This is a genomic window from Rhodopirellula sp. J20-39, from assembly GCF_057365095.1.
The window spans coordinates 2,465,521-2,491,288 of sequence record NZ_CP195123.1 but is presented as its reverse complement, the minus strand read 5'-3'; the positions used below and the strand labels follow the sequence as shown (position 1 = coordinate 2,491,288).

Below are 25,768 nucleotides of genomic sequence, written 5' to 3'. Positions count from 1 at the left end.
CGTCAGGCGGCGTGTGATATTGCATCGTGCCGTGAAACTTTAACGAATCTCGGGAAACACTGCAAAATCAATTCGATGGGAAACTCGCCGGATTTTCCAGAGATTGATATTGATTGATCACTTCCCGCTGGATTATGCGGCGAATCCTGGTCTGAAAACCCGTTCAGTGACCCGGTCAAGCTGTTCCTAGCCAGGCTGCTACTTCGCGAAAGACGCCTTTCCGGCTAAATTTGGCACATGATCTCCACATCCAACCAACCCGTTAACTTGCCTTCGCTGACGATCGGCAATGTCCCCATTGGCTTTCCGGTCGTTCAAGCGGCGTTGTCCGGCTACAGCGATCTGCCCATGCGGGTGATCGCACGGCGACACGGCGCGAGCTATTCAGTTTGTGAAGTGATGCTGGACCAATTCCTGTTGTCGCTGACCAAACGAGAGCGGACGCGGCACTTTTTGGACATCGCTGACGAAGAGCACCCCGTTGGCGGCCAACTCATGGGCGCCGAACCGGAACAGTTCTCCCTCGGTGCAATGAAATTGGTCGAGGCAGGCTTCGATATCATCGACGTGAATTTCGGCTGCCCCGTCAAGAAAGTCCTGGGGCGCTGCCGAGGCGGGTTCCATCTGTCACAGCCCGCCGTCGCGATCGACATCCTGAAGCGAACTCGAGACATCGTGCCTGACCATATTCCCGTCACGGTCAAAATGCGGCGGGGGATCGACGACAGCGACGAAGCTCGAGAACAGTTCTTTGAAATTCTCGACGGCGCCGTCGATGCCGGACTCGCCGCCGCCACGGTGCACGGCCGCACCGTTGCACAGCGGTATATCGGACCGAGCCGCTGGGAATTCTTGAAGGAAGTCAAAGAGCACGTCGGCGACCGATTGCAAATCCTGGGCAGCGGTGACCTATTCAACGCACACGACTCGCTGAGAATGATCCAAGAGACCGGTGTTGATGGCGTCACCGTCGCTCGCGGGGCGATCGGAAACCCTTGGGTCTTTCAACAAGCTCGCCAACTTGCCGAAACCGGACAATTGCCTGCCGCCCCGACGCTGCACGAACAAGCCGCCGTCATGCGGGAACACTTCACGCTGTGCGAGCAAACTTACACTGTCGAGCGAGCTCCGTTGTTGATGCGGAAGTTTTGCATCAAGTACTCGCAAAGCCATCCGGATTATGAAAACGTTCGGCTGTCCTTTGGTCGTTTACGCACGCGTGAAGAGTTCGAAACCGCAATGGACTTGCATTACCGCGAAGACGGTCCGGGTCGGCATGTTCCCCGCGAACTGCACGGTTCCCAGGAAGAGGGCTAGGACGTCGACCAGATGCTGACCAGCGGCAACCGGACATCGGCTCCGAAAGAAATTCCGTTAGCTAGGCAAACCGAGTCGTTCCCGGGCTTCGTCCGCCCACGGACTTCCCGGTGCGAGTTGCAAGAATCGTTTCCAATGATGGTCCGCCTCCGCCGTGCGATCTAACTGATCAAGCAGGCGTCCGAGGTTGTAGTGGACGTCCGGGTAATCATCGTGCAACGACAAAGCACCCCGGTACGCCGCCACGGCTAATTCGAGTTGCCCGGTTTCGGCAAGCACGCCCGCCAAGCTAGATCGAGCCTCGACATAATCCGGATCCACCTCGATGGCCGCATAGTAACGTTCTCGAGCGGCAATGACCTCGTCGAGTCGGTAAAGCAGTTCACCAATCTGGAAATGCCATTCCGCCCGGCTTCCATCGCGTGCCAGCAATGCGTGATAGCAGTCCACCGCATAGGCAAGATCGTCGTCGTCTTCCGCAGCATAGGCGGATAGCAAAAGATCATCTTCGCTTTCGCCTCCCAGCGATCCACGAGTCCCGAGCAGCGAATCGGGCAACGGGAATGCCAACGGGTCAGACAACCCTGCCAAACCGCTCGACTCTAGCGAGCCAATATGCCCAGAGAACCCTGTATCCCCAGAGAATCCTGACGGTCCCGGGAACCGAATCGAGACCATCGCCTCATCGTCAAATTCCACTGACTGCTCGGGCGCGTCGCCGTCTTCCAGTCGCTCAAAATCAAATCGTAATTGGCCGCTCGGCTCAATCAGCCCCTCACCCTGCCGCAGCAACACATGTTTGCCCTCGATCAGAATCGAGAGCTGGTCGAGCGGTCGTCGTAGATCCGGAACGATCTCGATCAACTGCATCAAACGTCGTTCAATCGCTTCGGGACTGGCCCCCGAAGCCACCCACTGGGCCAAACGCCGGGCAGTCGCGACTTCCTGAAAATCAAAGTACGGCAGCCGATGCAAGGTTCGTACCGGCTTAATCAATCCTCGCCGATGCCACCGACGAATCACTCGCACCGAAACCCCTAACAAATGTGCAAGCATCGCGGGGGTATGCAACTTGCGGATCGAATTTTCCGCGTCGACCATGCCCAGCCGTTGCCACAAATCCGTTTCGTGCAGGATTTGAGCCTGACCGATCGGCACTCTTTGCCGAGTGGCTTCATCGATCAGTTCAGCCTCCGCTAACGGTGACTCCTCCGCACCAATCACAATCCAATCCACAGCCGCCGAATCGGACTCCACAATCACCGCCCCATAAGACCGCAGTAGATTGCTAGCTTCCCGCCGATTCATTCCGCCCAGACGACCGACGATGGCAATGCGATGGCCACGCAGGGTTTCGTTGTCCGTAAAATCCAATGCGACCGCATCAGTCTCATCACGAAGCTTCTCGAATGACTCTTCGTCATCCAACTCATCGTCAAAGTTGCTATCGTCCAATCCGCTGGCTTCTAAGATGGCTGCGTCCAGATCGATAGCACCGTTTAGCTCATCAGCAACATCGAACGGATCGCTTTCTTGTAGCCCGTCCGAGTCGTCGCTAGAGTCGATCGAGGACATCGTGGGGATAGGTTCCGGTAATCAGTGGCGGACAAAGGATTTTGAGGCTTCTCCAGCTCACCGCGAATCCTAACACACTGAACGCATCCTGGCATGCTAGGTATGCTCCCCGCAAGCACGACGGCTTTGCCTCGACGGTGTCTTTCCTCATTGCTTCCACATTATAAGCGAAGTTCCGGAGCGACCATTATGCTGCTACGACCGCCATGCTCGTCCATCTCTGCACGGTCACACCGTCCACTCGATGGATTCGTCCCCCACCACAACCTCGGGTCGATTCAAAATGGGCTCAAACAATCGCCGCGTCAGGTTCTCTTGCACCATTTGTCGAATGCCCAGGTAGGACGTCGTTAGGCGAGCATTGACCTCGATCACACTGTCATGACGAGCGTCATCACCCAAGACCATATCGATGCCGACGAAGCCGCCAAGCTTTCCTGGCAAGGAATCAACCAATCGTGCAGCAAGCGTTTGGGCACGTTGCTGCAGACTTTCGGACACCGGTCCAACACCGCCATCATACACGAGACAATCTTCGTCATTGGCCAGTGACGTATCGTGACCGATGCACTGCCAAACGGCCGGCAGAACCGTGTAGGACCGATCCGCCTCACACCCCATTACTAACACCGAAGCGGGACGCCCCGGGACGTGACGCTGAACAAACTCATGAGGCTGCATCGCGTCTAGCGCGGCTCGCAATTCGTGATAGCAACGGATCCCCATCGCACCACAACCGTCTCGCGGCTTGACCCAGCATTGATCACCACAAACACTCGGCACCGCCGATGACGCCAACTTGTTTGTCGGGCGTGACGCGACAGGCTTCGCACGCGTCACATCGAGCGACCAAGCTTCGGGATGAGGAACGCCTTCGCGGTGCAGCCACTTCGCCGTCTGCCATTTATCCGAAACGGTTGCGATCACAGCATTACTCGGTGCGAGTACTGGTACACCAGCACCACGCATCATGGTGATCACCTTGGTCAGCAACTGATCCGTTTCAGGCACAATCACGATCGCCGCATCGCATTCTCTCGCCGCTTCCACCCAAGACGCCAACGGTGCAACGTTCTTCGCCATCGGGATCGTCCGCACGGAACGGGCATCCTGAACCGTTACCTCGCCGATTGACGTGCCCACCGCAACTTGCTCGGCACACTCAATTCGTCCAGCATCTCCAACCCCTCCGATTGAATGAACGCCTAGCCTTGCTGAACACTGCGAATCAAATAGTTCCGGCAGACGGGGATCGACTGGCGAGTACACTTCCGCCCATTGCGAAAGATCCTCGACAATGGATCGCAACATCGCCGAACCTTCCCGCAATAAAGACGGCGGGATCGCCTCTACGGGAGTGTCATACATGCCACCCCCACATAAATACTCAGCCACGAAAATTTTCATCAGATCGCTTTCGTTTGCGTTGGCATCGTTATTGCTAGTTCAGTCCAGGAGATCACCCGTTGTGTTCCGAATAATGGAAACCGCAACGGTATCGTTCGATCCAACTCCAGAACTGGAGTCCTCGTTCAACTCGAAGGGCTTCCATGACTGGAAGAATCACGTCTTTCCGCCGCAAAGGCAGCAAGACGGCGAGAGTCGCTCGGTAACACCCATTTGCACCCTGGACGATCTCCTCTCCCACCGTTGGAGTGGAATCGACCATTGCAAACAACTGTGGGTGAACAGCCTTCGATTAAAACGCAACTTCCCAACTGAGACAATGCCATGAACAGTGACACGAAACATCCGTCGAACTATAGCGAACCAACGCGTTCGGACGAATCACCGACCCTGGGCGAAAAGGCTCCTGGAACTCCATTCCTAGTCGTTGGATTGACCTACCTCGCAATTTTAGCGGGCGCGTCACTCGCCATCGCCGGTCTGATCTACTTGATCCGCTAACTGGACACTGCCAAACGATTGCTATGCCCTCAATCGTTACATCTGCACCACTACGAAAGTAATTTCGCTACGCACTAAAAAGCTGGCAATGCTCTCACGTCGACCAGTCTGTCCCCAATGCCGAAGCGACCAATTCGGCACTGTACTGATATCAACTAGCTTGGTCGTTCAACGACCAAGCTGAGCTTTTGTCTAGTAACTGAACTAAATGGTCATGACAGTCGTGCTATTAAATACGACCAGCAAAAAAAATCGCCGTGGATAGCCTTTAACCATCCACGGCGATTGAATTTCACTAGCTAAGTGCCGTATTGCAGGACTAGAACAACTCGCTAATCACGCTATCCAAGTTGGACGGCACTTCATTATCGGTATCGTCGTCGGCTTCAACTTGGTCAGCAACGATCAGCTCTAGAATATCCGACTCAACTTCGGCACCAGAGACAACCTTCGATTCCGACTTCAACGTTACCGCAGCAAACGGTTCACTCGAACTGGCAAGTTCCAGTTCCTGAGACGAATTGGTTGCGAGAGTCACTTGAGCCAACGGCTCCGATCCTGCTGCAGTCTCCTTCGCATTCAACGCGTTGATCACTCTCAAAGCATCGAACGCCGTGATGGTGTTGTCGTCACTCGTATCGTAGAAGTAGTCTGCTTCAGGTGCACCAAGAGGATTTTCGGCCAGGATACTGTCGACAGGAATCCCGCCTGCTGGCATCCCCGCCCCCCGGTTCATCACATTGATAACCAGCAAAGCATCAAATGAGTTGACAATTCCATCGGCGTTCACGTCATTCGGATCAATCGGGTTGGTCAAAGCGAATCGGGTAACGTTGTACTGGACCGTAACAGGGTCACTGCTAACGCCATTGGAATCCGCGATGACGAACGTCAACTGATCTGGGCCGTTGTAGCCAACATTAGGCGTGTAGACGATCTCGCCATTCACCACCTCGGCGATTCCGTTATTCGGTCCGACCGTGATGGCAAGCGTATCCAAGTCCAGTGGCGTTTGAACGATAAACAACCCATCCATTCCCAGGGTGACTGCACCACCGGAATAGGTGCCCGAACGAATCAGGTTCGGAACCGTTGTGTTAGTCGTCGGCTTGCCGGTGACTTCAATAAAGAACGACTGAGTCGTCGATATTCGGTTGTCACCCCGGGCGGCATCGTCAGGTCCGTTATCCGTTGCAAAGACTTCGAACTCGAACGTACCAACCACACCAGCGGCAGCTTCAAATCGCAAACGCCCTTGAGCATCGACCGTTGGCTGAGACACAAACTTCGCAGCCAATTCCGCCTCGGTCAGGTCGGCTGACGTCACGGTGTAAGTAATCAACTGACGACTGGCCGATGTGGCATCCACTTCGTCCTCTGCCGTCGCAGGACCAGCACCCTGGGTCGTGATCAAGCTGAATGGACCACTCGCACCGGAACCTGCCCCGACTTGCACCGAGACAACTTGGTCTGGGCCAGCGTCGATATCGAAGTCCGGGTTGAAAGCAAACTCAGGTGCATCGTTGACTGGATTCAGTAAGAACCGGACTACACCTTGGTTTGTCTTCGGATCCGTCGCGTCATCGTCAGTGACGATAAAGTTGAACGAGTCCGGGATATTGTTCGCTGTGTTGACATCCTTAGGCGGATAGTACAACAAACCGATATCACCAACGTTCACACCACGTCCAGTCACAAAGGCATCGTCGGTACGGACCAACCAGCCACCCAAGTCGGTTTCGATTCGTCCGTTTCGTAGCGTTCCGAATCCAGCGAGCGACAACGTTTCGTAGGACTCGTTATCAGGACCGGAGATGAACATATCCAACAAACCGGGGAAATCGTTGCCAGGCAATGGCGACGTGTTGGTTTGACTGACTCGGACAAAGTACGGCGTCACGCCATCGAACTCGGAAGCCGAATCGTTGATAACGAGGCTAGCTAGATCCGATGCTGAAAGTGCAGGATCGATTTGATCGATGCCATTATCTTCAGCTAACGTCAGCGTGATCGTACCGTCGCCGAAGGTCTTATAAGCCGCGTCATCGGTTAACGTCTTTTCCGATGGATCGACGTCCGTTGGTGACGGAGCATCGTTGACGTTGTTGACAACGACTTGGAAGCTCATCAAGCCAGCACTTTGGCCACCTTCGCTATCGACGACACGATAAGTGTATTCCGCCGAACCGAACGCGTCCGCCACTGGCGAGATTTGAATCGTGCCATTGGTTTGAATTTGCGGCCGTGCAAACATCAACTCAGCTTCGTCGATCGGGTTGCCAAGAATGTCAGCATAGGACGCACTGACCAATTCAAAGCTAACCGTCTGGCTCAACAATTCATCGAGTGCTCCAGCGGGTCCCGGGAAGACCTTCACTTCGATCCCGTTGTAAAGATCGCGTGTTCGGGTCGCTCCGTTGGTTTCAACTTCATTGACTGTAATGACTCGGTTGTAGTCATCAGCGAAGATTGGCCGGTCGTTTACCGGAGCCACGCTGATTTGGACCGTGGCAGGCTCACTCAGATTCATGTGAGATTGCCCATCCACATCGCCAGGCTTCTTGCCGGTATCCCGAACCACATACGAGAAGTTGTCCGTTGGACTGAACGGTTGATTCTCGTTGTAATCTTCCAGAGGGGTGTAGTTGATGCTGTCCAGCTTCGATTCACCGGTCAGAGCCGATGTGCTGAAGATGAATTCCATCGTCGCACCCGTCGTTGTGGTCAACGTCGTTGTCTCGGTGATGCTGGTCGTTCCACCTGCACCATCAGGCACGCGAATTTCAGCGATCTCCAGTTCATCTGGTTCAGCGAAGTCCGGATCCAGGTCCACCGGATTCGCAACCGCATCGATTTCCGACGCTGCAGACGGATCCACCAGAGGATCGACGCTGGCGTCCGATGGAGTCAGCAGACGAATCGGATCAATCGTCCGTGTTCCGCCTTCGTCAAAACGGATTGAACGATCGAACGTGACCGGTTGGTCGTTGACCGCTTCCATTCGGATAGTCAATCGAGGCTTCGGATCAATCGAAAGACCTTCACTATCAGTGATGGTCAGTTCATAAACCGCGGTTCCCCAAGCGTCTGGCTTTGGTTCAACCGTTAACAAACCTGTGGTAGTCAACGTCGGCGCCGAATCACCTACGAACAACTTCGGCATCAACCCGTCGTCATTGGGCACCTGTGTGAGCACGATTGGCAACAAGATGGTTTGGTCCGACTCGTTGTCCGGCCCTGGAACGATCTCGCTTAGAGTAGGGAAGATACTTGTTCGAATCGTTCCATCGTTCGCTGTCGATTGATCTTCGAAGAAGACAACCTCGTTGGGGAACAACTCATTACCGTCGCGATCTTGAGCGATCGGCTGATCGTTCACCGAGATGGTGAAGAACGTGATCGTTTGTTGATCGCTGTACTTGGATTGCAAATCGGTTGGATTTGCTGACGATCCATCCAGAGCAACCGTCGACAGCAACTGCGTCGTGGTGTCATCCACATTATCGCCGTTGGTATCCGCCGATGGCCCGTACATTTCGAAGCCGCCAAGATCCGACACAGTGTAAGAGATGAAGTCGCCCGCAGCTAATGCCGCCGCAGGGTTTTCAGCGAAGTAATCAACGAACTGCGGCTTCAGCGTGAACTCGCCACGGTCGAAGCGAATTTCGTCATCCACTTCGACAAAGAACAGGGTCACGAAACCGTGTGGTGTGACAAACTGTTCCGGCAAAGTGTCTGTCTTGTCGTCAGTGGCACTGAAAGTGGTTCCACCCAGATCGATAATCTTCGAAGCTCCATTGGTCGCCAAACCAGTAAAGCTAGAGACGAAGACATTCTGCTCGCTTTCGTCGAATAGCGGATTGGGCTGCGTGTCGAACGCACCTTCGACGGCACCCACGGGAGCCAGCGGCGGATCGGTCGGAAAGTTTGGGGTTCCCAGCACGAGGTTTTCATTAGTGAACGTGTGCGTTGTACCCTCGTCGCCGGCGACTACGCGATCTTCGGTCCCTGGCTTATCGTTAACTGGATTGATGGTAACGAAAAGCGTCTTGGACCAACGCTCTCGCGGCGAGGTACCAACAGGATTCACGTCGGGGTTATTAATCGTGACGATGAAGCCTGCTTCGCCATAGGCATCGACAATCGGCTCGAACCTCATGCCAGCAATCCCACCAAACGCGTCCAGGTAGATTTCTGGGGTTGGCAACAAGATTGCGTTTCCGTCGACGTCGACCAAATTACCGGCCAGCGGCGTGATCGTGACCCAACTTGGATCCACCACGATTCGCTCGTCAGCACCTTTACCCAACATGAACGACTCGGTCGGATCAACAAACAAGTCATTGTAGCCCAACTCGAATACATTCAGTCCGCTCTCGGTTTCATTCAAACGGATGTGATTAAAATCGCCCAAGAATGGCTCATCGGTTTGCTCAACCACACCGAAACTGACCGTTCGTGGAGCGGAGTCTCGAACCGCCTCGACGGCATCAATTTCCGTTTGATCCGTCAGACCATCGGTATCGAGTGCTTCCGTTGGTGCGCCGACGGCTGGGTTCGGCAAGACCGATTTACCATCGTCGGTAACGATGTATTCGAACTCTTGTGGAACGCCTTCGGTCGTGTTGTTGATGTCGATCGTTGGCGTGTAAGTTCCGTTGATGAACTCACCGTTGTTGTGGAACAGTTCCGCTTGGCCGGTAACGATGCCGCTACCGTTGGTGAACTCAACCTTCACCGAACTAAACACCACACCGGCTTCCACCAATTGTCGGAAGTCCAGTTCACGCGGTGTCCAAGTTTGCTCGCCAACCAAATCATCACGGGTGTATGTGATCGTCGCGTCGGCACCGAAGATCAACTGGTGAACCTTCAAGGTTGCAAACTGGTTGTCTTCGTTAAACGGTGACGGCCCCGATCCACCTGGATCAACTGGCGTTGGATCCATTGCTGGATTTGGCGAACCATCGGTACCAAGCAGGTCTTCCTTCGCAAACGCAAATTGCAAGGTATCCGTTGCAGGATCAGTACGCTCAACGATTTCATCCGCCGTCCATGCACGATCGTAAGCGATAGGCTGGTCGTTGATCGGATCGATTGTCACTGACAGCGTCTTGGACCAACGGTCACGTTCGGGAACCGGATCAGCATTCACATTCGGGTTGCGAATCGTGATAACGAAGCCAGCTTCGCCAAACGCGTCCACAACGGGGCTTAAACGCAACCCTGTGATAGCACCGGTGCCGTCAACAATCTTCTCTGGCGTAGGCAGCACGAGAGCGTTGCCATCACCGTCAACGACGTTGGTTGCCACCGGAGTGATCGTGATCCAATCTGGATTCACAACCACTTGCTCGTCCGCACCAATCCCCAGCATGAATGATTGATTTGGGTCAACAAACAAATCGGCAAGACTTAAGTCGATCGTGGGTGCGCCCGGCAATGCCTCATCGAAGCGAATGGGCTTCAATTCGCCCAAGAACGGTTCGTCAGTTTGTGCCGTGACACTGAAGCTGATCTTCTTTGGTTCCGCATCTCGAACGGCCACCAATGCGTCAATTTCAGCTGGATCCGTCACGCCGTCGATATCGATCGACTCGGTCTCCGCACCGGGTGGATTCGGCAGAACCGATGTACCGTCGTCGGTGACGATGTACTCAAACTCTTGCGGCACGCCGGCGGTCGAGTCATTGACATCAATCGTTGGTGTGTACGTTCCGTTAGTGAATTCACCATTGTTGTGGAACAATTCCGCTTGGCCAGTCACCACACCAGCGGCATTGGTGAACACGACCTTCACCGAACTGATACCGGGAGCGGCAAATACCGGATCACGGAAGTCAAGCGTTCGGTCGGACCATGGCTGTACAACTGGGTCGCCGTTGACGTCGGTAATGTCACTTCGCGTGTAAGTGATCGTCGCGTCAGTTCCGAATACCAACTGATGCACCTTCAAGGTTGCAAACTGGTTGTCTTCGTTGAACGGTGACGGGCCGGATCCACCAGGATTTACTGGAGCTGGGTCGATTGCCGGATTTGGCGAACCGGCCACACCGAACAAGTCCTCTTTCGTGAATGCGAACTCCAATACATTGACAACGGGGTCCGCTTGTTCGACGACTTCCGGCGCGGACCATTCGCGATCGTAGGCGATCGGTTGGTCGTTGATCGGATTGATCGTCACCGACAAAGTCTTGGACCATCGATCACGCTCAGGAATCGGATCAGCATTTACATCTGGGTTACGAATCGTGACCACAAAGCCAGCTTCGCCATAAGCGTCCGCAATCGGACTCAAACGCAATCCAATAATCGCACCAGTGCCGTCGACAATTTTCTCTGGTGTAGGCAGCACAAGTGCATTGCCATCGCCGTCGACCACATTGGTTGCTACCGGAGTAATCGTGATCCAATCTGGATCGACGATGACCTGCTCGTCCGCACCAATGCCCAACATGAACGACTGATTCGGATCGACAAACAACTCTGCAAGGCTCAACTCAATTGGAGCGGCACCTGGTAATGCTTCGTCAAACTCGATGTGATTGAACTCACCCAAGAACGGCTCGTCAGTTACCGCATCGACACTGAAGCTGATCTTCCGCGGTTCGGAACTGCGAACAGCAACGACGGCGTTAATTTCGACCGGGTCGACTAAGCCGTCGGTGTCCAGGACTTCGACGTTCGGAGTCGCACTGACGGGGTTAGGAAGAATGGACTTCCCGTCATCGGTAACGATGTATTGGAACTCTTGCGGAATACCGCTGGTTGAGTCGTTGAAATCGATCGTCGGCGTGTAGGTTCCGCTGATGAACTCACCATTGTTGTGGAACAACTCAGCGTGCCCCGTCACGACCCCATCAAGATTGGTGAACTCCACCTTCACGGAACTGAACGTCACGCCTGGGTCAACCAAAGCTCGGAAATCAAACTCGCGTGGTCCCCAAACCTGTTCACCTAAAATGCTATTGGTGAATGTGATCCTTGCGTCATCACCAAAGATAAGTCGATGGATACGCAGGTCTTGGTTGCTCTCGTCAAACGGTGCTGCACCTGATCCACCTGGGTTAACCGGGGTGGAGTCACTCGCTGATCCTGTCTCGCCCAACAAATCCGCTTTACTAAAGTCAAATTGAAGAACGTTGGCAACTGGATCCGCACGCTCGATGATTTCAAAATCGCTCCATGCGCGGTCATACGCGATGGGCCGGTCGTTCACGGGATTGACCGTCACGATCAGCGTTTGCATGGCAGGCATACTGTCATCACCACCGCCAAGGACACCGTCGGCACCCAAGAAGTCGTCTGCAGTATCCGCGATACCATCGACACCCCAGTAATCGTCGTCTGTACCCAGAATGCCGTCGTTCCCAGGTGTATCCGATACGGTCACTACGATTTCAGCAGTACCGTATTGGTCCGTCGTGGTCGAGAACTTCAATTGAGCCTGAGTGCTACCGCCATCATACGGATTGTCATCAAGCCCAACGATCGTTGGGTTGGCGATCAATTGGACCGCGCCCTCGGCGTCGACATACGTACTGGTTGTCGCATCCCAAACCACATTACGAGTTGCCACCGACACATGAACGGGTTCAACGTCGTCGCCTCCCGCGGAAATGCCTTGCAACCCAATGACTTGACCATCTACTTCATCTTCATTCAACGTCACCACTTGGCCGTCGTTGATGATGCCCAGCGTTGGGTTTTGATTAACCGGATTCACTTGTAGTGAAACCGTCAAGGTTTCGACACCAGCGATGTTCCCACCAGCACTGACCAATCGATATCCGAACATCAATTCCGGAGTCAGATCGTCAGCCGTCCCTGGGATTTCATCAGGTCCCACCACAACGCCGGAATCGTAGTTCGATTGCGGAATAAACGTAGTGTTGCCGTTTCGATCAACCGTCAACTTGCCTGCAATTCGGCCCAGCGAATCGGTTAGATTTTCAATCGTTGCGGTGCCAGAAGCATCGATCGGATAGGCACGGCCTGTTCGCAGATCAACGATTTCCAAAATCTCAATCGTATCGCCGCCGTTATAGGCCGCATTCGTCCCACCAATGATGTCACCCAAAAGCGGAGTGACTGGACTGCTTTCGTCAGCCGACAGCACATCGATCGAATCCATCAAATCGGCAAGCGTTGGAGCGGTGCCGCCGACGATGTTGATCACGTGATCTTCGACTTCGCCACCAACGGCCAAGCCGCTTGCGGAAAGCCCACCGACTTGACTGATACGCAAGCGAAGTGCCCGGTCACCCGTGCCGGCGTAGTTCGCGGGGAACTCCACATCCAGCACGTTTTCGCCTGGCCACACAGCAACATGATTGAAGATGCGTTCGCCTTCTTGCAATACACCGTCGCCGTTGAAGTCGAGCCAACCGTCAACCACGCCATAATCTGACGCTATTACAGTCAACTGAACCGGACCGCCGTCGGTGACGGTGGTGCGATTGACGTTAAACGTGGCGTAAACCGACGAGGTATCCAGACCGTTTTCATCGTCGCTGATCAATGTGATTGGCAACAAACCGGCATCAGCATGAGCTGTCGCCACTGTCCCCAATCGACCACGAACGACTTGCAGCAAATCGTTGGTAGCGTCCACGCCGGTTAGCCGAACGACTTCGCCATCGATGTCGAGATAACCACCGATGAACGGTGTGAAGCTGGCCGCGTCACCCGCGGTAACCGGAATCGAGGTATCCGTTGGCGAGATTGCAAGCTGCAGAGCTGTAACAACACCCGCCGTGTCGTCGGAACCGTTGGTGCCTTGAGCCGCCTCGGCGTCTACCACTTGTTGAGCGGGATCGGCAGGCGAACCCAATCGAGGATCGTCGAGCAGTGCTTCGCCGGTCAAAATTTGGTGTCGAGCCTTGTCGTCACCGCTGGTATCTAATTCGTCGCCATAGTCGGCGACGGCAGTTCCCAACCCGATCGTGAACCGAGTCTCGGTGCCACGGTTCGCTCGCAACGCATTGCCGGCCAAATCCTTGATGCCACCGAAGGTCGAAAGCGATGATTGGAATCCGGCCGCGTTCGAAGTGAACCCGATGTCCGCCACCGCGATCCCAGCTTCACCTTCTAGATAGAAGGTATTGCCGCCTTCACTGGTCGCGACAACCCCTATCGCATCGTCGTTGTTGATCGCTTCCAGAAGGCCCGCCATGACGGCCCGTTGTGGGAAGGTCACACTTGGAATGAATGGAATCGCAGTCGCCCCCGCGCTGACGCCCGGTTCAGACACGATGGTGGCGAAGGAGTCGATACTGTCGACGGATCCAGAACCTGTTGAAATTGTGTCACCGACGTGGCCACCGATGTAGACACGTCCGCCTTCGAGCGATTGAGTTTGCGGGATTCGCAGATCTAAATCACCTCGTTCGCCTGACTCGGTCATACCGAACTCACGCAGAGCACGAGCAATCTTGCTGGTGATTCCCAATCGAACGGAATCCGGGCCTCCGCCAACGGAATCAGCGACTGAGCTGTCATCCAACGAATCACTTTCCAGAATCAAAATCGATTCCAGAGCCGAATCAATCAACTGAATTGGCGTCGTAAAGGTGGTTGGATCGGTATCACCCGGAACTGTGTAATCGGTCGTTTGCAAAACTTCGGTGATCGTTGTACCGAACAGACCACGCTCCAATGTCAGCGATAGATCACCGTTAGGCACACCGCCTACCGAGACCTCTTCGATCGCCAGCACACGAGCGAACTCGTTGCCGATTTGCAGCAAGTCGCCGACGACAGGTTGGAAGTCAGCCGATGGGGTGACTTCAATCTTATGATCCGATGCCAGGAACGATGCCCCGGTCACGCCATGCGGTGATGCCGCAGGCCCCGCCAGATACGATGTCTGGGTTGCCGACATGGTCGCCGATCGCGAAGTCGTAACAACCTCGATCATGCTGTTCGCACTGTGTGCCTGGATCGAGGTTCCAAGGTAACCCCGCTGAACCGTTACCGCGTTGGGATCACTCGCATTGTCGATCGCGATCACTCGCATGATCTCGTCACCGATGCGAATGAGTTGAGCAACCGGCGAGTCTAAGTCCAGCCCCAAACTATCGACCTGCATGACCGCAATGTCATCGGACATCGGAGAAGCTGGGGTAGCTGACAAACCCAACGGGGCAATCGAACGTTGCCCTTGGTCAATCTTGAAGATATCAGTCGTAGCGGTAGCTTCGTGTGCGAACTTCTGGCTTCCCAACACAGCCCGCTGAACCGTCAGTGTGGTCGCATCGACAACCGATACAACGGCCATGATTTCATCGCCGATCCGGATGAAATCGCCAGCGGTGAAGTTGGTTGAATCCACCACCGACAACGCAAAATCATGATCGACCGCGAGGTTATCCAGTGCCACATCGGCTGCCAAACTGCCCACGGCAGTCCCCGCATCGTCGATGTGCTCGAACTGGAATCGAGCGGTATAGCCATCGGTGCCCGTAGCGGTGCTATAGGAGAACGTTTGACCGTCAACGATTTGATCGGCACCGCTGAGCTGTAACACATAGCCAGCGTCAAACTCGTAGGTCGATGAGCTCACGCCGTCACTAACCGTGATCATGTCTTCATCGGCAATCGACGCACCGCTTTGCAGAGCCGCATTGGTCCCACCGATTGTCAACTCGACAACAGCTTGGTCTTCGTTGAACAGAATGATCTCGTAAACCGCGTTGGGTGTCCACAGATCGGACAACGGTGTCAATCGCAACTCACCCGTCGAAGGATTGAACGCCAATCGGAAGTCTTCTTCCGGAGTCAGGACGCGATTGTTCTGACGAATAATAACCGTGTTTTCATTGACGGTTTCAGGATCGACCCCAGTGCCTTCGAAGGGCGACTCTGGGTTTTCACCATCCGATAAAAGAATTGAGAATGCGTCGAGCTCGACACCCTCAAGGCGAAGCACAGTTTCGACCAAGTTAGTGTCATCACCAACCCGACTTTCAAACACATCAAACGGGGTCAGCAAAGACGCGTGTGGTGTGGTTTGGTCAGAAAAGTCAATCGCACCGATGTCGATGTCACTGTTTTGACCACCACCGCCACCGCCGACTCCACCGCTAACCCGCAGTTGCCCCAAAACGTCAAGCGTTGGTGCAAAGAACGGCGAATTCGGGATACCAAGGATCTCCTTGAAGTTGGCATACGCTCCCCGGTCTTGAAGCACGTTTTGTGAATTATTGATCGTGCCAGCATTGTCGGCTGGGTAATAGTTGCCGTCTTCAGGATCTCGGAACAGAGGATTGTTGTCCGTCCGCGCGTCCGTCCCCCACGTCCCTCCCGCATCCTGGAAGAAGTTATTGTCGATGACCGCATCGGTCGTTCCTTCGCCCGAGAGTGCGAAACCAAGATCGACGAACGCATTGTTGAGCAGCGTTGGACTGGCCGCATCGGTTAACACTACGCCAAACCCACCACCATGACCAATAATGGTGTTGTTAATGATTCGATCAATTGGCCGTGAATTGATGCTGTCTAGGTTCGTACCAAAGTACAAAATACCTGAGTGTTGGCTTTCAGCGATGATGTTGTTTTGGATCACGACACCTGGAACAAATCGATCATCATCTTTGTCCGCGAAGTTGATCGTCGGCCCCGGAGTCGGCATTCCACCCAACGCCTCAATGTCGCTGGTCATGTCAAGGCGGATGCCGCTGAAACGCGAATCCGAGATCACATTGTTTTCGAGGACAAACATCCCCTGAACCCGCTCGCGGTTTTGATCCGCATCCAGCCAACTTCCGTTTAGCAGATCGAGGATGTGCCGCTCGTTGGTGTCGTATCTCCTTAAAATGTTCAGTTCATCGCCGTCGATCAAGGCATATTCGCCTGTCCGGCGAATTTCCAACTGATAGTCGCCCGAGAGCGAGTTGGTGACTGCGTTCTCATCACGCTGCACATCGGTTCGAGTGCTGGCCCCTAAATCAACGAACGCATTGTTCAGTGTCGAAGGTGAATTGGTGACCATTTCGCCACGCTCGGCATAACCGACAATGAAATCGTCGATGAAGAAACCGATGTGGTTGTTGTCGCTTCCACCGACCGAGTTTTCACCATCGGCATCGCTCTCATCGCCAAACGAGTCGCCTGGCAAGTCGGCTTGAATTGACGAACCCGAAGTGCTGAATTCGAACCGCAACCGGATCGTTGCATTTCCAGCGTAGCGAGAAAGGTCAACACGGGCTTGGTGCCACAAAGGATTGTCGTGATCTTCGTCAAACAACTCTTGAACGATCTGCTTCGTTTCTGGTTGAGGCGCAGAGCTATTCACTCCGGCATCGGCAACGTGGGACAAGAAAGTCGGCAATTCCGCTTGTTCGCCCGCTTCGGTAGCGTCCGTTCCACTTAGCAGAGAACTGTTTGTCGCCAACAACTCCCATTCCAGCTCAACCTCATTCCACGCGTAGACGCGGGCACTGTCGCTGAAGTATCGCTCCGCAGTAACGTCATCGACATTACGGCCCGTCGCGGCTTCGGTTTCCAACAGGTAGTTGAAGTAGAGCGTTGGCCGATCTTGATAATCGGCCCCTGCAAGCGAGAATTCATTAGTGACCAACGAACCCTTGGCACCACCAGCAAAATCATAGGTATTGCGAATCGCAGTGTTACTGCTGAGATCCTGATGCTGCAAGGTGTTCAGCCCATACTGAGCATTGACGCTCACATCGCTTGGCGTGATGTAACTATTGGTTCCTACCTGCGGGTTATATACCCACTGTTCAAAACCAAAGTAGAAGCTAGCTCCACCAGCCCCTTCGTTGGAGTTCCGCCTTCCCTCGATGAAGTTGCCATCACCGTCGATAGCGTTGCGAATGCCATCGACGATTTCAACGCTGACTTCACCCGGATCACGACTTCCATCGGTAGCGTCATTGACCCCGTGGCCGGCATCGTTGGCACGCAACATCGTGGGGTGCCAAAGGTTGAAGTCCAAAGGCGAAAACGCGAGCCCCACCGGACCACCAACCAAACCGCCCATTTGAATGAAATGATCATCCGCCAGACCGTCGTCAACCATTCCCGCGACAGTGGCTGTCGCCGTTGTACCAGGATCCAAATTGGTGGAATCCACAATCAACAATGGAGCGTCAAGACCATCGTAGGCACCGGTAAAGTGAATGGTAATCCCGCCCTCGTCGAAACTTCCGCTTACACGAATGTCACCCGCATCGAAAACGGTCAGCAAAGCGTCTTGGACGCTAAAAGCCCCTTCCACTTCCGTTGTCACAGCACTCGTTGCAGCAACGTCGAGGTTTGTAGGATCGAGGACTAGTTCCGCGACATTTGTATTCGCTAAGGCTCCTGTGAATTCAATGGAATAGCCACCGACAAGGGTCGGCGTCGATGCGTCGACGAGAGTGATTGAAAAATCAGCCGGAGACAAAATCGCAGCCAGGGCGGTTTCGACATCACCAGGAGTCGCATCGAAATCGATCGCTGCTGTAACAGCCCCCTCATATCCCAAGGTAAACGTGCCTGAAGTCGCCGAAACGGTGACCGTCTGGACTTCGTTGCTGCTCTCCACCGCCGGGGCGTCGACAGCGATTGCTGGCGTCGTTTCCGCGGGGTCGACTCCATTGTCAAGCGTCAGTGTGAATGTCCCACCGGCGACGCCCGCCGAAGCAACTTCGATTAACTGCGATGCTTCGCCGGAATCGAAGACTTGGACGAGGCTACCGGATGTGTCAAACGCGTAAAGCTCGCCACTTGTCGTGGTCGCAAACAGCATGTTCCGGTAGACACCGTCTTCGACGTTTTGTGGTCCAAGCGTCAACCCAGAAAACTCAACCCCCTCAATAACTGAAAGCACCGTGGCTCGCGCGACAGCGGTCAGAGGCGTGTTGTCATTATTTCCGAAGTCTTGGTCGAAGCGATTAATCGAAATAAACTCGCCCGCACTAGTCACGCCAAAGAGGCTTCCGGTGCCTTCGAAACCACCCATCGACAATCCAGTTACTCTGCCTTGCAACGCTTCTTCTGCAGTCCCGACTCCTCCTGTCAACGTACTACCAAATGCGTTTAGGGCAACCGTACCATTTGCACCGTTATCACCAGTACCGTCATCATAGATAACGGCCACAATACGGTTGCTGACCGCAGCAGTTTCATTGATCGCATCAACAACATCTTGTGCGGTGGCTGTCACTACACGAGGATTACCACCTGTCGACAGACGGATAGTGATCGTGTTACTTGACGCGTTATAGCTAGCAGTGGTATTTCCGTTGTTGTTATTAGCACCAAATTCAATGATGGCATTGCCTGCTTCTCCAGGCACAACCGAACGAACATAGATACGTGTCGTAACTGGATCGGTCGCGTTGTTACGAACGCGAATAAATCCACTGGCATACTCAACATCTGAAACTTGGATGTTGCCAACGAGACCATATTGAGGTGTGTCGGGATTCCCGTTGGTCGCCGGCGCTGGAGTGGCATCTCCATCCGCATCGCCGCGGAACAATCGCGATCCACCATCTGCACCGCCTTCGCTGACGGCATAGTAAGTCTCGTAAACCGGCACTGGGACGGCCAACGTTCCGATGGTCTCACGTCGTCGGAACGTAACCGCGTCAGCGCCATTAGAATTGGTTACTTGCTGCGCTCGCGCGGAACGATTGTCCGTGTTGCCGTTGCTGTCTTCCGGATCCGGGATACTGGAAACGTTGAAATTCCCTTCGGTGCCCGGAATGTTGTCATCTTGGGTTGTCCCCGCAATAAAATTACCCGTCGCAGGATCAAGCTGCGAAAGGCGGCCGACCAAGTCGTCATCGTCGGTAGCGCCCGCATTCACCGGCACCATCGCTTGATAGCCAAACATCTTGCCATCGCCGCGAATGACAATGTCCTGGATGTCATCGGCCCCGGCTACCAGATTGTCATCGTCCGGCGTTAGGTCATTGTCCCTCTCGCCATTGAACGGATTGTGGGTATAGAAGTTATCCCCGTTTTCGCCACCACTATCCGTGGCGATGAACAGCGGCACGTCCTGGAAACGGAACGCAGTGATGTGCTCGTCCAGATTCGCTTTGGTCGAGATGTCCAACAAAGGACCGGCCGTGGTTGGAGCAACCGGTAATAGATAAGAGGTGTATCCGGTGAACCCGATATGATCTTCGACTACCCGTTCGACCGAATTAACTGGCTCAAGACGCGTGAGCGTGCCCGCATCGCCGGTTCCGTTGGGTCCGGTCAGCGAGAACTGCGAAGCCAACACCGAAGGCATCGACTGATTACTCATCACGGCGACGTAATACTGCAGGCCAGCCGACAGATGAACTGGACCGATGAACGGATCGTCGGTCCCCAAAGACCCACGCGACAGATCGTCTAAACTCTGGCCGTCACCACCGACCTCGGGCTGATCGTCTTCAACATTCGAATCACGCCCAATGAAAATCAATTCTTGGTTCGCGTTGTAGACTGCGATCGTGGTGTCGCCTCGCTTCTTATCGGCATAGTCCAGATCAAAGACGACCGCGACGGTTCCTGTATCTTCGGTTACGCCTGGGATGACCTGAGTTGCAGGGTGGGACACCTCAAACGCAAACACATCAACATCGGTGGCGTTTGCCAACGATCCGGCGATCGACAACGCCGCCAGATCCGTTTCCAACAAATTGCCGACATCTTGCCCGGTAATCGATTCGGGTGCATCACCCACTTCGACTGCATCGCCCACCAAAGGACTGTGCCGAGGAAGCCCTTCAATGTCGAATGCAAAGTTAGCATAACGAACATCCGCGTAACGAACCGTTGAACCAGGGAACTCATCGACTTGTTGCAAACGAATTTGCAACTGGTACTCACCCTTGGTAACGGGGACATCAGGTGTGCTTGGATCGCTATCGTGATCAACGGCAGCGGCGCGAATCCGAACGTAATAAGTGCCGTTAGCTGGCAGAGTTAAGTAGCGGCCGGGGTCATTGTTTGACAACGAATAGAAATCGCCTCCCAGCAGAGGCTCTTCAATAAGCGTCGAGTCCGCCGGCTGATCGGTGGCGGCAACCAACAGCCCTGAATTGGTCCCGTCGTCCAGCACGATTTCCAGAACCAAGTCCAAACTCGTACTGGTGCGATCGATATCGAACCAAACCTGGGTTCCAGCTTCACCAGTGAAGCTGTAAACATCCACATCGGTCGGATCATCCGGGCTGATGTAGCCGTGCACCTCAAAGCCTAGGCGACGGTTCTCGTCACCACTCTTCATGTCAGGCGCTAAGTTGCCCAACGGCTGTGCTTTGGTAACCGGATTGGAATTGATGTTATTCCCACCTGTTAGCGGTGATTCCGCTTCACGAATGATGGCAACGTTGGAATCGTTGCTCCATTCATCAAACAGGAACCCACGCCACTGGTCCAGCACCGTGACATCTTCATCACTGTTATCGGTATCAAACATCACGCGACCGTCCGGTGTGAAACCAGCACCCACGGTATCGTCTTTGATGTGGGTGATCACCACGGGATAACCAGGCAAGCCGATCACTTGGATCGTTCCGCCAATGCGATCGACGATATCCAATGGCGTTCCAGTTGCAGTGAACCCGGAATTATTCCCGGTCACTTTCACAACGAGACTTTCCGACACGCTGCTTTGCAGTCGCAAACCGCTATAGGTGTGATGGTTCCCGACGATAATTTCACCGTCGAGGATGTGAACGATATCGGAATCGTCCCAAATACTTTCGGTGGTGAGTTCCTCGCCGCGAATGTACAGACCGTTGTACTCGTTCCCGTCCAGTTCATTGAGGCGAATCAACGGGCCTCGGTTGTCATCGAACTCGCTGTAACGGTCCGCCGTTCCGGTGCTACGACCGGAGTCCACTAACGTTTGAAATTGCAACGAGTTGGCGTTCATGTAGATCGCCGGCCCATCGTTGTCGACGATTTGGTTGCCAATCAAAATGGGTTGTGAGCCACGAACGTAAATTGCGGCGGCCTGGTTCAAGCCTCGTCCGAAACGATTCGATGATGCGTTACCACTCGCGTTTTCGGTGATCAACGAATTGGTCAGTCTCAAATTCGCTTGATGAACTTCAATCGCGTTGAAACGGTCTGATTCACCGCTGCCAGTCGAACCGGTCGGAACGACACCACCACCGTAAGTGATCACCGAATGGTCAATGCTGCCGTCAGTGCCTTCGCTAAAGAAGATCCCGCCCCAATCGCCAGGCGCCGCAGTGCCAGTTCCTAGGTTGGTATCAAAAACGCCGCTGCCACCATATCGATTGTCGTTCAGAGACGTGAAGATAATGGGGCTATCGGGTGTGCCTTCGGCAATCAGCGTGGCAGCACCGCGTTCGGCTTCAATTCGTGCTTCGCTTAACTTGATGACAGTGCCCGGATCAATGGTCAATCGTCCCGATGGACGCGCACTCAACACGCCGCCCACGACTTCCGGACCGCCGGGGTTCCCCGAGATGATCAGTGATTCGGTCAAGATGTGCGTGATATCGGTGTCATCGAAACGGCCCGACACCGTCATCTGCTGAACTGTGCTTCCTAAGTTCGTAGGAATCCCAATGAACAAACCGTTGTCCGTGTTGCCACTGAGATAGTTACCTTCGATATCCGGACCAATTCGGCCGTCCGAGTCATCAAAGCTATCTGGGGTAGCGGAGATCGCTGCCTTACCCGCATTAGTGATCGTGTTGAAGCTAATCGTAGGTCGGGCAACATCGATATCGATCGGCGAGAACACGCGGGTTGCATTTTGGAAGCTCTTACCGCCCCCGTGCTTGATATCCGCGTGGTTGACCGTATTCAGGAAAATGCCGTTGGCTTCCAGATCGGAATCATCGCGGAACACGATGCCGCCGTAGTCACCCGCCGTGGCTTGGTTCGAAGGAGTTCCGTCGGAGTTACCGCCGACAGAATCGTCTCGATACGACCGTAAGTAGACTGGCAAATCCGGTGTTCCCAACACCTGGATAGCACCACCCGAACGATCCGCTCCGATCGACGAGGTTCCGACGTCGATATTGGTGGCTCGCATCTTAAGCAGGGCCCCCGCTTCGATCCGCACCGTGGTGTTCTGTGGCACATCAAGGCGGCTGCCGTCTTCCAATGTGTTGCCCGCCGTGTCGACACCGATCAGATACGGCACCGCGTTGGTAAGTCCATCCGGATCGCCTTCGTCGATGTTACCGACAATACGCACAAGCGTTCGACTGCCACCGGTAGCGGCGACCAATGCCGGAGCGATCGTTGGGAAGGGATTCGCCAAAGAGCCATCCGGCGCCGCTGACGTGGACAGTTTGTCCACATAAATCGTATCCGTCGCAACTTCAAACCAGGACGAATGCACGCCGCCGGGCGTGCCGTCGCCGTCACCATCCAACGGTGTGCCATTCGCGTCGGCCATGTGTTCGATCGGGCCGCCGGGACTTGCTTCAAACGAAAGCTTCACTTCGTATTGACCGTCCGAAGTACCGTCGAAGCCCGAATCCGCAATCGCCGGATCGTACTGGTCGTTGCCTGTGCTGCTTACGCCAAAGAAGTATTCACCTGCTTCGAGTTCGACTTCCAAGAACGAATCACTTCCAAAGTAGCGATCGTTTTGGGCAATCAATTCCGATGTGCCATCGTCGTTGCGACGGAACAATCGCAACACCGTATCAAGCGTGCTGGGTTCGGCACCATTTTCGGCGAGCGTGAGTCGCTCGGCAATGGTTTCGATCTGAACAGTTCCGGCGCTGTTGAGCGCAAAACGATACAGATCAATGTCATTCGCATTGGGCGGCGAGATGCGTTGCAAAGTAACGATGTCGTGATCGCCGGGGAAGACATCGTTGGGAAGCGGCGCCCCCTGAAGCGATGGCAACTCGTACGAGTGCCCCAGTCCCAGAGCGTGGCCCACTTCGTGGAACATCACATCGGTAAAGCTATCACCAAAGAAGCGTTGGCTTTCGGTGAAATCATCTTTGTCCAAGACGACCAAATTGCCGCCACCCTTGCCGGCTACGCCGCCCGGCCCCGATGTGTCTTCAACCGTCGAAGCTTGAAGATCACCCTTGCCAATGATCAGCACTCCAGTCGCCGAACGCGAGTCGGATCGGTCATCCGTTTCAATGAACTGCACCCCCGCCAACCGCGAGTAGATTTCCAAAATCCCGCGAACAATCTGCTTTTCCGACGGGGTGATGAAGTTGTCGTACTCGATCCCCGCTTCATTCGGGAAGAACTTCGATGCAAAAGAGTAGTACCGCTGCTCAATCTCCTGCGGCGCAACCGGACCGACCCCATACAAAGTCGAAGGGAGCCCACCGAGATAGTGATTTTCGAGTTGAATTTCACGATGCCCTGGCTCGTCCAATCCGCCCGGACGTGCGGGAAGTGACACAGATCCCGCCGAGGAGATTTCAGATGCAAATTGGTAGGACGTGCTTGATCCAATGAACCCAAAGTCACCCGAAGCACCACCGCTCAAAAGGTCATCGAATGACGTCCCAATTTCACCGGTGAACGGTGGCGTCGTCGGTGTTGCGGTGAATGGCAACGTGGTATTGGAACCGATATCAAGCCGATAAATTGCTGCCGGAAGATCATTCAAGAAGGTCAGTTCAACTCGGTCTTCACCGGGATAGTACGTAACTGAATCCGGGTTCAGGACAGGAGCCGCCGCGTTGCCAGTATCGACCAAGCGATAGAAGTCAACATCCTCAACCTGGCCGGCTGGCATGGCTTGGTCGAAGTAGACATCCACCCGCTTCAGGTTCTCTTGCAATGCACCGGTCGTCTCGTCACGCGTGACGGGTTGCGGGATCACCGAGATTACTTGCGCACCGCGATCCAAACGGAACGTGGTGAATGAATTATTGCCGTCGTTAAACGCAGCGCCAGAAGTGTCGGCTAGCGGATTGGCGGTGTCACCGAAGATCTCAACCCGATAGAGGTCGTCGGGTAGAGCGATGGAAGGATCCGTCGCGTTGTGGGCTGCGATGCTGGAGGGACGCATCACGATCTTGTGCAAGTTTTCTAGCGAAGTGTCGCCTGGGTTGACGAGTCCGACGTAGCCCAGCGAGACAACAACCTCGTTGCCATCTCCAAACGTCCCGTCACCGCCCGCTCGTACTAAACGAACATTGCCGTCGATGGTCGACTCATCCAGGCTCGCGTTGCCGTTGAACAGCAGGCTGATTTCGCGAGGAGGCGTCTGTAACGTGGTGTCTTCACCGATCAGTGCGCCGGCATCCGGTCGAACGGCCAACAAGTCCGCGGCCAGCAATTCTCGTTTTTCCAACGTCTCATGGTTCAAGCGTCGTTCAGCACGCGACGGGCTCAGCATCTTGCGACGGCGAGCCTGGGCTGAACTGCGAAAACGGGAATGAGCAGAGGAGGGACGACGGGACATCTGTAGCTCTCAACGTTAGAAAAATTAGTCAGCCCAATAGGGGGACAGGCAAGGAATTCGACGAATTCACTCACACCGCCCTTATAGACACACAAGGGGCGAATTTTAGGCGAGATAGGAACCTTTAGGAACCGACAACCGGAATAATGCGCACCTTCCAAACCAACCATAATTAGGAAAAACAATTTCGATTAGAAACGATCCAGTTATTGACGGTAAAATCTCACAAAAGTTCCGCCGCGTTCTGTGAACCACCTAAAACGTGCCCCCCAGCTGCTGTTCCCATCCAGAAACGAGGCGCCCCCCCCTGAATAGCGGAACCAGGTTCGGATCTTGCCAATTGAGAGCGACATCCGTTCTCACACTCTTGGGCGGAACTTACTTGCGTTGTAGGGGTTCCACTTCACAATGGTTAACTTGTTTGAAAACGGTTGCCTCTTGCGATCCAGCTAGCATGCTGGATTCGCTGGACTTTGTGACCTATTTCCTGCGACGAATACTCGCTTCCCGCTCCCAAACCTCCTTGCCCCCATTCGCACGATGCCTGGTACCTCCCTCAATCGCTCCGCACCGTCAGCCCGCCGCATG

The 25,768-nt window shown here is 54.5% G+C and carries 5 protein-coding genes; 2 read left to right on the top strand and 3 right to left on the bottom strand.

Going from position 1 to position 25,768, the window contains the following annotated elements:
• Positions 1-237 precede the first annotated feature (237 nt).
• The gene (locus ACR3ZL_RS08965) at positions 238-1,317 is read left to right on the top strand and encodes a tRNA dihydrouridine synthase (RefSeq protein ID WP_486173389.1); all 1,080 of its coding nucleotides are present in this window, start codon (positions 238-240) and stop codon (positions 1,315-1,317) included.
• 57 nt (positions 1,318-1,374) lie between these two features.
• Here the strand turns inward: ACR3ZL_RS08965 and ACR3ZL_RS08960 are convergent, their stop codons facing one another.
• Together ACR3ZL_RS08960 and ACR3ZL_RS08955 are read right to left on the bottom strand one after the other, a co-directional pair.
• On the bottom strand, positions 1,375-2,892 hold the full coding sequence (locus tag ACR3ZL_RS08960; protein WP_473648197.1) for a helix-turn-helix domain-containing protein: 1,518 nt from the start codon (positions 2,890-2,892) through the stop codon (positions 1,375-1,377).
• 228 nt (positions 2,893-3,120) lie between these two features.
• On the bottom strand, positions 3,121-4,299 hold the full coding sequence (locus tag ACR3ZL_RS08955; protein ID WP_473648198.1) for an ATP-grasp domain-containing protein: 1,179 nt from the start codon (positions 4,297-4,299) through the stop codon (positions 3,121-3,123).
• A 324-nt stretch (positions 4,300-4,623) separates the two neighbouring features.
• On the opposite strand from ACR3ZL_RS08955, the gene ACR3ZL_RS08950 reads away from it, so the two are divergent.
• A complete protein-coding gene (locus ACR3ZL_RS08950; RefSeq protein WP_473648200.1) occupies positions 4,624-4,800 on the top strand; it encodes a hypothetical protein in 177 nt (58 codons plus the stop codon).
• 319 nt (positions 4,801-5,119) lie between these two features.
• Here the strand turns inward: ACR3ZL_RS08950 and ACR3ZL_RS08945 are convergent, their stop codons facing one another.
• Entirely contained in the window at positions 5,120-25,180 is a 20,061-nt protein-coding gene (locus tag ACR3ZL_RS08945; protein WP_486173388.1) for a dockerin type I domain-containing protein, read from the bottom strand.
• Between the last annotated feature and the right edge of the window lie 588 nt (positions 25,181-25,768).

Excerpts from the sequence above, each read along its gene's own strand:
- ACR3ZL_RS08945 (WP_486173388.1), bottom strand. The coding sequence starts at position 25,180 with ATGTCCCGTCGTCCCTCCTCTGCTCATTCCCGTTTTCGCAGTTCAGCC.
- ACR3ZL_RS08965 (WP_486173389.1), top strand. The coding sequence starts at position 238 with ATGATCTCCACATCCAACCAACCCGTTAACTTGCCTTCGCTGACGATC.
- ACR3ZL_RS08955 (WP_473648198.1), bottom strand. The coding sequence starts at position 4,299 with ATGAAAATTTTCGTGGCTGAGTATTTATGTGGGGGTGGCATGTATGAC.
- ACR3ZL_RS08950 (WP_473648200.1), top strand. The coding sequence starts at position 4,624 with ATGAACAGTGACACGAAACATCCGTCGAACTATAGCGAACCAACGCGT.
- ACR3ZL_RS08960 (WP_473648197.1), bottom strand. The coding sequence starts at position 2,892 with ATGTCCTCGATCGACTCTAGCGACGACTCGGACGGGCTACAAGAAAGC.